This window comes from Hippea sp. KM1, assembly GCF_000526195.1.
Taxonomy (GTDB): Bacteria; Campylobacterota_A; Desulfurellia; order Desulfurellales; family Hippeaceae; genus Hippea.
This window is the reverse complement of sequence record NZ_JAFP01000001.1, coordinates 417,104-431,335: the sequence shown is the minus strand read 5'-3', so window position 1 is coordinate 431,335 and position 14,232 is coordinate 417,104. Positions and strand designations below refer to the sequence as shown.

Here is a 14,232-nt window from a genome sequence, read left to right as displayed (position 1 = left end):
AAACTAATCTGTGATATAAACCCAAAAAGACATGGAGGTTAACATTTATGCGCAAACTGCTTGTTCTCTTAATTGTTCTTTTGGGTTGCCAGCTATCCTATTCAAAAGAGATTTACACACTAAATAGGGCTGTGAATGAAGCCATATCAAACAATTACATAATAAAAGAGGCCATAGAAAGACAAAAGGCCGCAGAGAGCCATTACAAAAGCAGCGAATCGAGCCTGTTTCCCACTGTTGATTTTTCATACAACTTTACCCATCTAAAGGACTATCCATACTCGATAAGCGGGGGAGCCAAGGTAAGGGCCGGCGATGATGATAACGCCAAATGGAGCATCACCATAACCCAACCCATCTTTGAGGGATTCGCCCTAATCACCCAAAAACAGATAGCACGCCTCGGGTTAGATATAAGTAAGATAGAAAAAGAGATGGCTGTGTTGGATGTGGCTGAAAACACAAAGATCGCCTATTTTAAGATACTCCTTGCAAAGAAATACCTGAAGGTGGCCGATGAGGAGGTAAAAACACTAAAATCCCACCTAAGGGATGCAGAAAAGCTCTTCAAAAACGGTGTCATAGCATACAACGACCTGCTTAAATCGAGGGTTGCACTGGCCAACGCCATACAGAACAGAACAAGGGCCTCAAACAACCTCAAGCTTGCCATATCCTCATTCAACTTAGCATTAAGAAAAGACATCAACGCCGATACAGATGTCGTGGATATTTTGGAGTTTAAAAACAGGCGGTTCAACCTCAACAGCTTAATAGAAAAAGCCCTAAAGAACAGGCCCATTCTAAAAGAGCTATCCCTAAAACTAAAACAGGCACGCCTGGGTATAAAACTCAAAAAGAGCAGCTATTACCCCCATATCGAGGCCTTTGCCAAATACGAACAAAAGGGTCAGGACATGCTTGCAACGGATAATGATTACTCAAACCAGCACAACGCCATGGTGGGTGTTCAAATAGAATGGAACATATTTTCGTTTGGAAAGGATTACTATGCCACACAAGAGCAACAGCACAATGTATTTGAGCTAACGGAGCGCTTCAACCAAATGAGGGATCAGGTTAAGCTACAGGTAAAAAGCGCCCTTCTTGAACTTAACACAGCAGAGGAAAACATAAAAACGGCAAAAGAGGCACTAAAGCAGGCAAGGGAAAACTTCCGCATTACCAACCTTCAATACCAGCAGCAGATCACAACATCGACGGAGGTGTTGGACGCACGCTCATACCTAACACAGGCGGAGGTCAACTATTACAATGCACTCTATGGATACCACATAGCCCTTGCAAAACTCAAAAGAACCATAGGGGAAAAATAAGGGGGTTTTATGAAGAAAGCAGTCCCGATCATCGTCGTGTTTATACTTCTGCCCATACTTTCAATGGCAAACCCCAAACCGCAATACCCGATGGTGTCTGTTGATGTTTACAAGGTTGGCAAGCCAAAAGACAAAGAAGTAATACTGACATATCCAGCAAGACTAAGAGCAGTAAAAAGCGTCGATGTGGTTGCAAGGGTTTCAGGCACTATCTTGAAAAAGCATTACACCGAAGGCAAATTTGTCAAAAAAGGGCAGATACTATACACCATAGAGCAAGATATATACAGGGCAAGATACAACGAGGCGTTGGCAAACCTAAGCATGGCAAAGGCAACACTCTATAAAGCCAAGAAGGATTGGAATAGATACAAAAACCTCTTCAAAAGCAAGGCGATTAGCAAACAGAAGCTCGATTACGCCTATGCCTCATACCAGAACGCCCTATCGTCTGTGAAGCTTGCGCAGGCTAAGTTAAAGCTTGCAGAGATAGACCTAAATTACACCCAACCAAAAGCACCCATATCGGGATTTACATCGCTAAAAATGGTCGATGTGGGCGATTATGTCAGGCCGTCTCAGAAACTTCTGACAATCACACAGACAGACCCAATCTATGCAGAATTCTCATTTCCAGATAGCGACTATCTAAGGATAAAGAATTACCTAACCACCAATCAATGGGAGGCAGACAGATTAAGGGCATTCATAAAGGTAAATGGCAAAACGATAAACGGCAAGATAGACTTTATAGACTCAGTAATAGACCCAAAAACCTCCACAGTTAAGGCAAGAGCGGTATTCCCCAACCCAAACGGCACACTCATGCCCAACGAGTTTGTTAGAATCAAGGTGGTCGGCTTTAAACAGAAGAATGTAATAGTGATACCCTCTGAGGCTGTATTGCAAAACTCTATGGGCAAGATGGTGTTTGTTGTGCAGAACGGAAGGGTTGGCGTCAGGATGATAAAGGCAAGGGAGGCAGAAGGCAACACATTCATCGTTCAATACGGCCTAAAACCCGGCGATCTGGTTATCATAGACAACTTCTTCAGGATAAAACCAGGCATGCCTGTCAAGGTCGATAAGGTTATTGAGGAACTGGTTAAATGATATCAAAGTTCTTCATCGAAAAACCCGTATTCCCTTTAGTTATCTCCATCGTCATTATACTGGCAGGCATAACGGCCCTAAAAAGCCTGCCCGTTCAGGAATACCCAACCATCACACCGCCTACCATAAGTGTTGAAGCCTACTATCCTGGGGCTGATGCAGAAACATTGGCAAAAACCGTGGCTGCACCGCTTGAGGAGGCCATAAACGGCGTTAAGAACATGATATACATGTCTTCCACCGCATCGCCCAACGGCATGGTCTCCATAAAGATCACATTCAAGATAGGAACGGACCCAGAAACAGCCAAGGTCGATGTAAACAACAGGGTTCAGCTGGCCTTAAACAAGCTCCCCGAAGAGGTAAGAAGGATAGGCGTTGTGGTTAGAGAGAGATCCCCAGACCTTCTAAGGGTGTTTGCCTTCACCTCAAAGGGCAACAAACACTCCACCACATTCATAACCAACTATCTATTGGTGAATGTGCTTGACGATATAAAGAGAATCCCCGGCGTGGGCGAGGCGATGATATTTGGCGGCAAGGAATATTCAATGAGGATATGGTTAAAGCCGGATAAGCTTGCCGCATACAACCTAACACCATCAGACATCATAATGGCCATAAGAAACCAGAACAACCAATACGCAGCAGGAAGGATAGCGCAAGAGCCTACAAAGGCCAAACACACATACACCTACACAATAACAACAAATGGACGACTAAAAACACCTGAGGAATTTGCCAACATAATCATAAAAACCAACTCTGACGGCTCAACACTAAGGCTAAAGGATATAGCAAGGGTCGAATTAGGGGCAAGCAACTATTCCGTTAGCAGCACCTATAACGGCAAAAGGGCCGTTTTGATGGGGGTATGGCTATCCGCAGGGGCAAATGCATTAGAGGTATCAAAAAGAATAGACCAGACCATGAACGAACTATCCAAGAGATTCCCAAAAGACCTAAAATACAGAGATGTCTATAACACCACAAAATTCATAAAGACATCAATAGACGAGGTGGTCTATACCCTCATCATATCCATACTCCTAACGGTTGTGGTAATATACATATTCTTGGGCACCATAAGATCCACCACCATACCCGTTTTGGCCATCCCTGTATCCATCATAGGGACATTTGCCGGATTCTATGCGGCCAATTTCTCCATAAACCTATTGACGCTGTTCGGATTGGTTTTGGCCATAGGCCTTGTGGTCGATGATGCCATAATAGTCATAGAAAACGCAGATAGGATACTAAAAAGCGAAAACCTCACCCCCAAAGAGGCAACAATAAAATCGATGGAGGAGATAACAAACCCGCTCATAGCTATAGTTTTGGTCTTAGATGCTGTCTTTATCCCCGCATCATTTGTGGGCGGATTCTCGGGTAAGATGTATCAGCAGTTTGCTCTAACAATAGCAACATCTGTCAGCATTTCAGGCATAGTGGCACTAACGCTAACACCAACGCTGTGCGCCCTGATCCTAAAAAAAGGCGGAATAAGGGAAACGGCCTTCTCTAAGGCCTTCGGCGCTATCTTCAAAAAAACAACGGCCTGGTTTGAAAATTCCACCAAGCTTTTAATAAAGCTGTGGCCTGTGGGGTTGGGTATATTTGTAGCCGTTGTGATAGGCATGTTTGTTTTATACAGGATGCTTCCATCATCCCTTGTGCCGGAGGAGGATAAGGGCGATATAATGGTCATGTATTATTTAATGCCCGGATCGTCGCTTGAAAAAACGCTCAGGGTGCAGAAGAGGATAGAGGATATAGTCATGAAAAATCCCAACATAGTCGGTGCAGGCTATGTTGCAGGACTCGATTTTATAACATTCTCGTTCAAAACAGACTCAGGCATAGGCTGGGCTCACCTTAAGGATTGGTCTAAAAGAAAGGACAGCTCCTGGGATGTTATCAAGCAGCTGATGATGGCGTTTTCAACACTAAAAGAGGCCTTTGTTATGGCCTTTAATATGCCGCCTATTATGGGTATGAGCTCAACAGGCGGTTTCACCCTCCACATACAGGATAGAACAGGAGGCAGCATAGAGAGGCTAAACAGCGTTGTAAAGAGGTTTGTGGCCGTTGCAAACAAGGATAAAAGGCTTATGATGGTCAGGTCTTCCCTGAATACGAATGTCCCGCAATACAAGATAGAGGTAAACATAAACAAGGCAAAGGCCCTGGGTGTGTCGTTGAGTGAGCTGTTCTCAACACTTCAGGCCACAATGGGGAGCTATTATGTAAACGATTTCAACATGTATGGAAGGACATTCAAGGTAAACATACAGGCGGATGAAAACTTCAGGGATAATCCGTCCGATTTGAGCTATATCTATGTAAGGTCATTAACGGGTGAGCTGATACCCGTAAGCTCGCTTGTCAAAATCAAAAGAATTGTAGGCCCAAGCGTCATTCAGAGGTTTGATATGTTTACCGCTGCCACGGTGATAGGCCAACCAGCCCCGGGCTATACATCGGGCGATGCCATGAAGGCCATTACCGAGATAGCAAAGAAGGCACTCCCACCAGGGTATACAATAGCCTGGTCCGGCACATCATACCAGGAAAAGGTTTTGGAAAGCTCGGGTAATCTGGTCTTTCTATACACCGTTATATTCGTATTTCTGATACTGGCAGCGCTCTATGAAAGCTTCAGCATACCCGTGGCAATCATGATCATCGTGCCGTTTGCCGTCTTTGGCGCCGTATTCGGTCTATTCATGGCCCATTTGGAAAAAGACATATACTTCAACATAGGCATCTTGGTTCTCATAGGCTTGTCGGTTAAAAACGCCATACTGCTTGTAAAGTTTGCTTTGGAGAAACTCCAGGAGGGATACGGATTATTGCAGGCAACAGCCCAGGCTGCAAGGATCAGGTTCAGGCCCATCGTCATGACATCCGCCGTATTCATAATAGCGAGCCTGCCTTTGATATTTTGGGGCGGTGCAGGCGCCGTATCGAGAAAGATCATAGGCATAACCGTGGTCAGCGGCATGCTTATACAGACCCTTATAGGCACACTCTTCATACCGATGTTCTTCTATCTGACCATGAAACTCCTAAACAGGGCAAAAGACAACTAAAACCACACCACTCCATCCTTTACAAACAGAGCCGTTTCTCATAAACTATTAAAGGAGCATAAGCCCATGAAGAAAAGCGGCATATTTGAACTGCTAAAGAACATAACGCAAAAGGATATACACAGAACAACACTCAAACATATAGCTGAGTTTTTGGATGCAGAGTTATGCGCAATCGTGGCCTTTAAGGATATGGAGGTTTTCTTTTCTGAATCAAACAAACCCATCGACATAGAGCCCTTAATTGAGAAAAATTACCCAATTCTTGAGCAGGCAGCTATAAGCAGAAACTTAAAGATACTGAATGAAACCTTAGGCGTATCAACCCTCCTCATAAAGGGGCTAAATACAGACATAAACGCCGTATTGGTTGCAGGTTTTGAAACAGACTGCCAATTACAGGACAAATCGGAGGCAATAGAGATAGTCTCTCTGTTTCTGTCCAAATCAATCGAAAACCATATACTAAAGAAAACACTGAATGAGGAGTTATTAAATTTAGACATAGTGCCGCCTGTGTCATCATCAAAAGACGACATAAGGGACTGGCTTCTGTTCAACTTAAATCGAATAATGAGCATAACCAAATCCAAGGCGGTAAGCTTCGTATTTCCTATATACAACCTCTATGCGTTTGTCAGCAGGGATGACTCCCTCAACTTTGTAAACTTCAAGAAGACCCAACGGGTAAAAAACACCCTGACCTATAAGATGTTTCAAGAAAATCTAAAAGGCCCTGTGGTTTTCAGACATAAACTCAACCCAAACATAGAATGCCTAAAACTAATCAACAAAAAGATAGGCATAGAAAACATACTGATAGTGCCCATATGGCTAAAGGGCAAACTGTTTAGCGTTATAGGTTATGGATATATGCACGATTATCAGTTCAGCATACACGATGTAAATATCGTTAACCTATTGGCAAAACGCCTAACACGATTCATAAAAACCACAAAGGAATTCAGTCATCTTTTAAACATCATATCATCCAGCGAAAAGGAGATAATAAACAGCTTCATCCTCACCATAGAGATGAGGGATGTATACACCAAGGGTCATTCCCAGAGGGTTGCATACTATGCCAGGAATATAGCAAAGGCATTGGGGTATAAAGAGGAGTTTCAGGAAAAGGTCTATATTGCAGGCCTATTGCACGATATAGGCAAAATCAGTATACCGGATTCGGTGCTATTAAAACCCGCAAAGCTGTCCGAAGTCGAGTATGAGATGATAAAATACCACGCCGTTATGTCGTATGAAATCGTCAGGCAATTCAAAAGCATCAAGGATTTAAAGGACATAGCCAAGATGGTCAGGCAGCACCACGAAAGGTGCGACGGCAGCGGATACCCAGACGGCATAACCTGTAAGGAGATTACAAGGGGCGCAAGGATCCTGGCCATATCGGATGTGTTCGATGCCCTAACCACATCAAGACCCTACAGAAAATCATTCTCAAAAGAGGAAGCCATAAAGATAATGATGGCAGAAAAGGGGCATTTTGACGAAAGGATACTCTCAAAATCAAAACAGATACTCCTATCCTCATACAAAGAGGCAGAAAAGCTGGTTTCAGGCTCCCTGATACCAAAGGCGTTTGACGATTACAAAAGAAGGTTCTCCAATGTCGACCACCTGACGGGGCTTCTAAACAGGGGCGCCCTCCTTAAGAAGCTGGATTCGATGATAGACACACATACGCCGTTTTGCATTTACATGATAGATGTGAAGAATATGGATTTGATAAACATACGATGCGGAAGCGATATAGGTGATCTGGTTCTTATAAAAACATCCGAACTGCTCAGGCAGACAGAGGAGTATGGAGTTGTTTTGATAAGCAGATTTGGAGGGGATTCGTTTGTTCTTGTTAAAGTAAACCCCAAAAACGACACAAATAAGGAAAAATTGGAGCGCTTTTTAAGATTGCTGGGCAGGAGGGTTTCAAAAACATGCAATAAAGACATACTGCCAAAGAGGATAGAATACACAGTGGTCAGCGCAGAATCCCACGAGGCAGAAACCTCCAACGAGTTGATATACATATTAAGAAAAAGGAAAAAAGAGAAATCGGAAAGGCCATGAGGTTGGACATCTATCTGGTCAACAAAGGCGTCCTGCCGACAAGGAGTAAGGCCAAACAGATAATAGAAAGCGGCGGGGTCTGTGTAAACTCAAAAACAATAACAAAGCCGGCATTTGATGTATCGGATGAGGATGTAATAGAGGTTAAAGATACACTTAAGTATGTAAGCAGGGGCGGCCTTAAGCTTGAATTCGCCATGAATGCGTTTTCGGTTGATGCAAAAGGCAAAAAATGTCTGGATGTTGGTGCCTCCACGGGCGGTTTTACTGACTGTTTAATAAAGGGAGGGGCAGAAAGCGTATTGGCAGTCGATGTGGGAAAGGATCAACTCCACCCAAGCCTAAAAAATCACCCCCGGGTCGTCTCGATGGAGGAAACGGACATAAGAAAGTTAAACATAAACGAGACATTCGACCTAATAACGGTGGATGTAAGCTTTATATCGCTTGTGCATATACTAAAGCACATCCAAAGACTCCTGAGCAAGAATGGCGAGTGCGTTGTCTTGATAAAACCCCAATTCGAGGTGGGCAAGGGAAACACCAAAAAGGGCATAGTAAGGGACGAAGGCCTGATAAGAAAGGCAATAGAGAGGGTTAAATCCTCTGCCCAATCGTGCGGATTTACCATTGGTGGTATTGTCGAATCGCCCATAAAGGGCAAAGACGGTAATCGTGAATTCCTAATGCACCTTAAGCATGGATAGAGCCTTAGAGATACTCCTCACCATCAAGGAAAACCCCCTGCTTGTATATGCAATCATAGGCGCAATATCATTTCTTGAGTCGTTTGTGGTTATAGGCGAGTTTGTGCCTGGTGCTGCATTCGCATTGGCAGGCGGATTTTTGGCATCAAAGGGCATTATAAGCATAACATACCTCATTATCTGGGCAATCATAGGGGCTATCGCCGCAGACATAATAAGCTATTATTTGGGGATTCTTGCATATGTAAAAACACTAAACAGACCAATGCCAAAAAGGTTTAAGGAGGTATTAACAAAGGGCGAGAGGTTCTTTAGAAAACACGGGGGCATCAGCGTGTTTTTGGGCAGATTCATAGGCCCCTTAAGACCAATAATACCCTTTGTAGCAGGATTTATGAGAATGAAAACCGCATCGTTTCTCATATGGGCAACAACAAGCGGCATAATCTGGGGCATAGCCTATGTGGGCGCAGGATACATAGTTGGAAACAACATAAAACGCATCCTCAACACCCTAAACGGTATAAACACCACTATTGGCTTGATTTTGATGATTTTAGTTCTAATATACACCTTGAGGAGATTAAGGAAATGATTACAGATTATCTATACATCCTAATGATCAGCTCTATCGCAAGCAGTATAGGCGGACTGTTGGGAATCGGCGGCGGCGTCTTGATGGTTCCGTTGTTTGTTATACTCCTAAAGATACAGATCCAACAAGCCGTGGCCATAAGCCTATTCACCATTATAGGCCTTAGCATGCTGGTCAGCTCAAAACATATAAAAAGCGGGGCATTAAACCTCCCTCTGGGTTTCACCTTGGAGCTTTCCACAACCTTAGGCGCCATAATAGGGAGCATCGCCGCCCTGAACATAAACCACAAAACACTAAGCCTGCTCTTTGCCCTATTCCTGATGGTCATAGCGGTAATGACGCTTAAGGATAAAAAAGCCGCACAAAACATAGATACAGAGGGGGAGTATTCATACTTCGACCACCAGCTAAACAGAAAGGTGTTTTACACTATAAAAAACCTCCCCATAGCCTATCTGGTATCGTTTATAGCGGGTGTATCCTCAGGCATGTTTGGTATTGGTGGCGGCATATTAAAGGTGCCTATACTGGCCAATGTGTGCAAACTGCCCATGAAGGTTGCCTCTGCAACGAGCAGTTTCATGGTGGGTATCACCGCCTCGGCATCGGCGTTTATCTATTTTAAGCACGGCAGGCTAAACCCGTTCTTTGCATTTGTCAGCCTGTTGGGCGCATACTTGGGGGCAAAGGTTGGTGTATACCTACACTCACGCTTAAGAAACGACGATATAAGAAGGGTATTCTTTGTTGTGTTGCTGATTATAGCCATTGAGATGTTCTTGAGGTCTTTAAGATGAACGCCTATTCAAGCCTGTTAAAAAACCTCTTCTTTTTAAGTCTTTTTATCATGGGGATAGGCTTTGTCCTTCACATAGCATCAAAACCGTATGCAAACATAGCAAATATAGGTGCTCTTGTATTGATAATATCACCAACCGTCAGCTTTGCATACCTTTCGGTATATTATCTAAAACAAAAGAACAAGAGGCTATTTATACTCTCTTTAGCTCTGCTTGTTATACTACTGCTAAACATCGCTGTTCAATGGTAATCGTTCTGTAATGTTTTTGTGTTAGGTTGGAAGGCATGAGGGTGTTGGTTGTGGAGGATGAGAAAAACCTGGCCTATCTAATCAAAGAGGGCCTAACCGATGAAGGCTATATAGTCGATGTGGCAGGGGACGGTGAAGAGGGCCTATACCTTGCCAAAAACATACCATACGACATAATCATACTGGATCTAATGTTGCCAAAGATCGATGGATTGGAGGTATTGAGAACACTAAGGCAAGACAACATAAAAACACCTATTCTGCTATTGACAGCAAGGGATTCTACAGAGGATAAGGTTATAGGCTTAGACAGCGGGGCAGACGATTACCTAACCAAACCGTTCTCATTTGACGAGCTTATAGCAAGAATGAGGGCAATAACAAGGAGATACCACGGCCAGACAGAGAATACAATAAGGATCGCAGATCTAAAGATAGATTTAGACACCCATCAGGTAAAAAGGGATGAGAAAAACATAGAGTTAAGTTCAAAGGAATATGCCCTGCTTGAGCTTTTAGCCCTAAACAAAAACAGGCTCCTAACGAGGGATCAGATCTTAGAGCACATATACGACTATCAATACGACTTCGATAGCAATGTAATAGATGTCCTAATAGCCCGACTCAGAAAAAAGATAGATAAGGGCTTTAAAAAAAGGCTCATTCACACAATAAGAGGAGCGGGCTATATGCTCAAGGAGGATAACGATTAAGCTAAACTCCATAAAATCCAAGATAATCCTGCTCTATGTCTCCATCGTCGGCATCGTATTGGGCATCTTGGGCCTGTTTTTCATCTTTTACCTAAAAAGCATCGTCTATGAGCCGGTGGATTTAAGCCTAAAGAAGAAGGCCATGCAGCTTGATAGAATAATCAGATCCACCACAATGCAATTCACATTCCCAAACGCTTATGGGCAGAAGTTTGAGATAGACCTATCCAAAGCCCAGATGTGGATATACTCCTCCGTGTATTCGAAGTATTATTTTCAGCTAAGAACTATAGACGGCAAGCTCATAGAGAAATCGGCATCACTGGGCAAGTTTATACTGCCCTATAAGGACACCATGGGGGAGTTTGAGACCGTTAATGTAAACGGCAGATACCTAAGGCTTTTAAACCTAAAAGATTTAGACAACAAAATCATCATACAGGTTGCATACAATGTGGAAAACGAGCGCAGCATACTGCTTAAATTTGAGATCACGGTGTTTCTTAGCCTCCTATTCATACTCCTGACATCGGCCGTTATAGGCTTTTTTGTCTCCAATAACGCCTTAAGCCCCTTATATGAGATAGACAATCAAATTAGAAGCATCACCGAACAGAGCCTCGATAAAAGGCTGTCGTTGGACAACCCACCGGAGGAGCTAAAGGACCTTGTCGATTCCTTCAACATGCTGCTTGAGAGATTGGATAGGGCCTTTAAGAGGGAGAAGAGGTTTATATCGGATGTGTCGCATGAGTTAAAGACCCCTATATCCGTTATACAGATGCAATGCGATCTGGCCTTACGAAAGCCAAGAAGGGAAGAGGATTACAAGAAGGCCTTAAAGCTTATAAAGGATACCGTCTCTATGATGGGAACGCTTATTGATAAGATGCTCATGCTATCAAAACTGGATTCACTCAACATAGAGGCATACAGAAAGATAGACCTAAGAGAAATCATAACAAAAAGCATAGAGCTTTTAAGATTCAAGGCGAAGGAGAAAGACATAAAGATAGAGCTTAAGGGTGATATAACCTGCTCTGTTAGGGGTGATGGAATACTCCTTGAGGAGCTCTTCTCAAACATCATAGACAACGCCATAAAATACAACAGACCCTCAGGCTATGTTTACATAGAGATAAACGAGGATAAAAATACCTGCAAAATAACTATAAAAGATACGGGCATAGGCATAGAAAGGGATGAATTGGATAGGATCTTTGATGAATTCTACAGGGTTGATAAATCCCGATCAAAAGAGACCGAAGGCTTCGGATTGGGTCTGTCTATAGCAAAAAAGATACTCTCACTCCACAACGGCAAAATACACTTAGAAAGCACACCCTCAGAAGGCACAACCGTAACAATAACACTCAAAAAGGCAAAAAGTTGATATATTTAACCTATCCAATAAGTCTTAAGGTCTTAAGAAATCGAGGGGGTTAGCTTTTCAGGGAAATTTTAAAGCAAAAATTGCAAAATTGGAAATCTTCAAGATTTAACTTGACAAAACAGGAAACTTCTTGAAAATAGTTTTAGTCGAGGCAAACAAAAACTAAAGTCTATGTTTGGGTTCGGCCGGAAAAAACAACGCACTTAAAAATATTTAAAAGAAAAGATGAGTAAGTATGATTGTTTAACAAAAGAGGAACTTATAAAGATAATCGAAAGACAAGAACAAGAACTAAAGAATAAAAAATACGGACTCGTTTGGGATGCAGAAAGAGAACCTGAACAAGTTGTTTTAGATTGCAAAAATCATTTGCCTGTATTAGAAAGAGTTAAGGAAAAAGAGATAAAAACTGATGATAGCGAGGATAATATTCTTATTGAAGGAGATAATTATCATGCTTTAACTGTTCTTAATTATACTCATAAAGGAAAGATTGATGTTATTTATATTGATCCTCCTTACAATACTGGAAAAGCAAAAGAATGGAAATACAATGATAAATATGTAGACAAAAATGATAGTTATAGGCATAGCAAGTGGCTTAATTTTATGGAAAAAAGACTAAAATTAGCAAAAGAGCTATTAAGCAAAAACGGTGTAATAATTTGCTCTATAGGAGAAGATGAGCTTGCAAATTTAGTCTTGCTTTTGAATAAAATTTTTAATTTTGTAAGCGAACCTTTAGTATGGCTTTCAAAATCACCTTTAAATCAAAATAAGCTTACAAAAACTTCGGCTATATGTCATGAATATATTATAATTGCTGGGAATAAAGAAGTTGAATCCAAAAACGAGCTTATCGATTTAGAAAATACCGATAATTTCATTGCAAAAGATAAAATAAAAAATTATCCATTAGGTATTTTTCTAAAAAAAGACATATCAAAATATAAAATCTTAAAAGAAGAAAATAAAGAAATCATTCTAATCCCACCTTCAGAATATACTATCGGAAAATACAAACAAGGATCATTCAAGGAACATCGCTTTCAAAAAAGAATTTTTCAAAAGGGTCATGGATCTGAAAAATACGTAAATTTTTACAAAAAAATTTTAAAGAAAAATAATTTACCAGAAAGTTATTTAGGAGTAATTCTAAACGTTAAAGACAGAAATAATTTAGGTGTAAAGTTTGTTTTAGGCAATTTCTACTTTCAAAGCATTTCAAGATTTCTAACACTGAAAGTTCCTTCTTTTTTAGGACAATATCAAGGAGGTTACCCTGGGTTTCCCACAGCTAAACCTGTTGATTTAATAAAGAGACTAATAAAATTATACTCCTCTAGAAACTCTATAATTCTTGATTTTTTTGCAGGCTCAGGAACTACAGGAGAAGCTGTTCTAAAATTAAATGAAGAAGACGGCGGAAACAGGAGATTTATATTATGCAATACAAATGAAAATAATATATTTTCAAACATATGTTATCGCAGATTAAAAAATCTTTTAAGCAAAAAGAGAGCACCTGATCATGAAAGTAAAAAAAATTAAAATAAATAATTACGAAATTTTTGAAGTATGTTTTGAGGAAAATGATAATAATCTAAAAATGAAAATAAAAAAGTTCGCGGAAGAAACAGCAAAAAACACATACAAAAGATCCGGAATGGATGATGAAAATCACAAAAAAAATATAATTATAGGAAAAATGGCCGAAGAAGCATTTTCTTTCCTGGTTTACGATTTATCTAACAAGAAAAAAAGACTTTTTGTAAATTATGATAATAAAGTAGATAAATATGATTTTAAAATAAACAACGAAACTATAGACATAAAATCCTCCTCAATGAAAACTAAGAATAGAGAATACACTCTAATAAAGGCTATAGAAAGTTTCAACTTTACTTTACTATTGGACCAAAATATTAAAGATATTATTGTTCAAACTTTATATAAAAATAGAGATAACTTCAATTGTTTTTATTTTTTTAGTTTCGAGTTATCTAGCACCATTATAAAAAAGGGAGTTAAAAAATATTTAAAAATGAATGGCAATTCAGGGTATTACTATTTATATCCAATAAAAAAGGGTAAAAAAATAGAAAAAATTATTAAAATTAATAATGACTAAGAAAAA

The 14,232-nt window shown here is 40.8% G+C and carries 12 protein-coding genes; all 12 read left to right on the top strand.

Annotation, left to right across the window (positions count from 1 at the left end; genetic code table 11):
* The first annotated feature begins 47 nt into the window (after positions 1–47).
* The 12 genes from D891_RS0102235 to D891_RS0102180 all read left to right on the top strand — a co-directional run bounded on the left by D891_RS0102235 (position 48) and on the right by D891_RS0102180 (position 14,226).
* Entirely contained in the window at positions 48–1,337 is a 1,290-nt protein-coding gene (locus D891_RS0102235) for a TolC family protein (protein ID WP_025209418.1), read from the top strand.
* A 9-nt stretch (positions 1,338–1,346) separates the two neighbouring features.
* Positions 1,347–2,450 carry an efflux RND transporter periplasmic adaptor subunit gene (locus D891_RS0102230; protein ID WP_025209417.1) on the top strand — a complete coding sequence of 368 codons (1,104 nt, stop codon included), beginning with the start codon at positions 1,347–1,349 and terminating at the stop codon, positions 2,448–2,450.
* Positions 2,447–5,545 carry an efflux RND transporter permease subunit gene (locus D891_RS0102225; protein ID WP_025209416.1) on the top strand — a complete coding sequence of 1,033 codons (3,099 nt, stop codon included), beginning with the start codon at positions 2,447–2,449 and terminating at the stop codon, positions 5,543–5,545. Before D891_RS0102230 ends, D891_RS0102225 begins: the two co-directional genes overlap by 4 nt.
* Before the next feature lie 66 nt (positions 5,546–5,611).
* Complete coding sequence (locus D891_RS09385; protein ID WP_025209415.1) at positions 5,612–7,633, top strand: HD domain-containing phosphohydrolase; 2,022 nt, start codon at positions 5,612–5,614, stop codon at positions 7,631–7,633.
* The gene (gene tlyA / locus D891_RS0102215; RefSeq protein ID WP_025209414.1) at positions 7,630–8,340 is read left to right on the top strand and encodes a 23S rRNA (cytidine-2'-O)-methyltransferase TlyA; all 711 of its coding nucleotides are present in this window, start codon (positions 7,630–7,632) and stop codon (positions 8,338–8,340) included. The genes D891_RS09385 and tlyA overlap by 4 nt, the downstream gene beginning before the upstream one ends.
* Positions 8,333–8,935 (top strand): DedA family protein, encoded by a 603-nt coding sequence (locus tag D891_RS0102210; RefSeq protein WP_025209413.1) that lies wholly within the window; start codon positions 8,333–8,335, stop codon positions 8,933–8,935. The genes tlyA and D891_RS0102210 overlap by 8 nt, the downstream gene beginning before the upstream one ends.
* Positions 8,932–9,735, top strand: coding sequence for a sulfite exporter TauE/SafE family protein (locus tag D891_RS0102205; RefSeq protein ID WP_025209412.1), 804 nt, complete (start codon positions 8,932–8,934; stop codon positions 9,733–9,735). The genes D891_RS0102210 and D891_RS0102205 overlap by 4 nt, the downstream gene beginning before the upstream one ends.
* The gene (locus D891_RS0102200) at positions 9,732–9,989 is read left to right on the top strand and encodes a hypothetical protein (protein WP_025209411.1); all 258 of its coding nucleotides are present in this window, start codon (positions 9,732–9,734) and stop codon (positions 9,987–9,989) included. Before D891_RS0102205 ends, D891_RS0102200 begins: the two co-directional genes overlap by 4 nt.
* Before the next feature lie 35 nt (positions 9,990–10,024).
* Complete coding sequence (locus tag D891_RS0102195) at positions 10,025–10,702, top strand: response regulator transcription factor (protein ID WP_025209410.1); 678 nt, start codon at positions 10,025–10,027, stop codon at positions 10,700–10,702.
* A gap of 58 nt (positions 10,703–10,760) precedes the next feature.
* A complete protein-coding gene (locus D891_RS0102190) occupies positions 10,761–12,095 on the top strand; it encodes a sensor histidine kinase (protein WP_025209409.1) in 1,335 nt (444 codons plus the stop codon).
* Between the two features lie 225 nt (positions 12,096–12,320).
* Positions 12,321–13,646 (top strand): site-specific DNA-methyltransferase, encoded by a 1,326-nt coding sequence (locus D891_RS0102185; RefSeq protein ID WP_025209408.1) that lies wholly within the window; start codon positions 12,321–12,323, stop codon positions 13,644–13,646.
* A complete protein-coding gene (locus tag D891_RS0102180; protein WP_025209407.1) occupies positions 13,627–14,226 on the top strand; it encodes a hypothetical protein in 600 nt (199 codons plus the stop codon). Before D891_RS0102185 ends, D891_RS0102180 begins: the two co-directional genes overlap by 20 nt.
* The last annotated feature ends 6 nt before the right edge of the window (positions 14,227–14,232 follow it).

Coding starts and splice junctions, on each gene's coding strand:
- D891_RS0102235 (WP_025209418.1), top strand. CDS start 48: ATGCGCAAACTGCTTGTTCTCTTAATTGTTCTTTTGGGTTGCCAGCTA.
- D891_RS0102230 (WP_025209417.1), top strand. CDS start 1,347: ATGAAGAAAGCAGTCCCGATCATCGTCGTGTTTATACTTCTGCCCATA.
- D891_RS0102225 (WP_025209416.1), top strand. CDS start 2,447: ATGATATCAAAGTTCTTCATCGAAAAACCCGTATTCCCTTTAGTTATC.
- D891_RS09385 (WP_025209415.1), top strand. CDS start 5,612: ATGAAGAAAAGCGGCATATTTGAACTGCTAAAGAACATAACGCAAAAG.
- tlyA (WP_025209414.1), top strand. CDS start 7,630: ATGAGGTTGGACATCTATCTGGTCAACAAAGGCGTCCTGCCGACAAGG.
- D891_RS0102210 (WP_025209413.1), top strand. CDS start 8,333: ATGGATAGAGCCTTAGAGATACTCCTCACCATCAAGGAAAACCCCCTG.
- D891_RS0102205 (WP_025209412.1), top strand. CDS start 8,932: ATGATTACAGATTATCTATACATCCTAATGATCAGCTCTATCGCAAGC.
- D891_RS0102200 (WP_025209411.1), top strand. CDS start 9,732: ATGAACGCCTATTCAAGCCTGTTAAAAAACCTCTTCTTTTTAAGTCTT.
- D891_RS0102195 (WP_025209410.1), top strand. CDS start 10,025: ATGAGGGTGTTGGTTGTGGAGGATGAGAAAAACCTGGCCTATCTAATC.
- D891_RS0102185 (WP_025209408.1), top strand. CDS start 12,321: ATGAGTAAGTATGATTGTTTAACAAAAGAGGAACTTATAAAGATAATC.
- D891_RS0102180 (WP_025209407.1), top strand. CDS start 13,627: ATGAAAGTAAAAAAAATTAAAATAAATAATTACGAAATTTTTGAAGTA.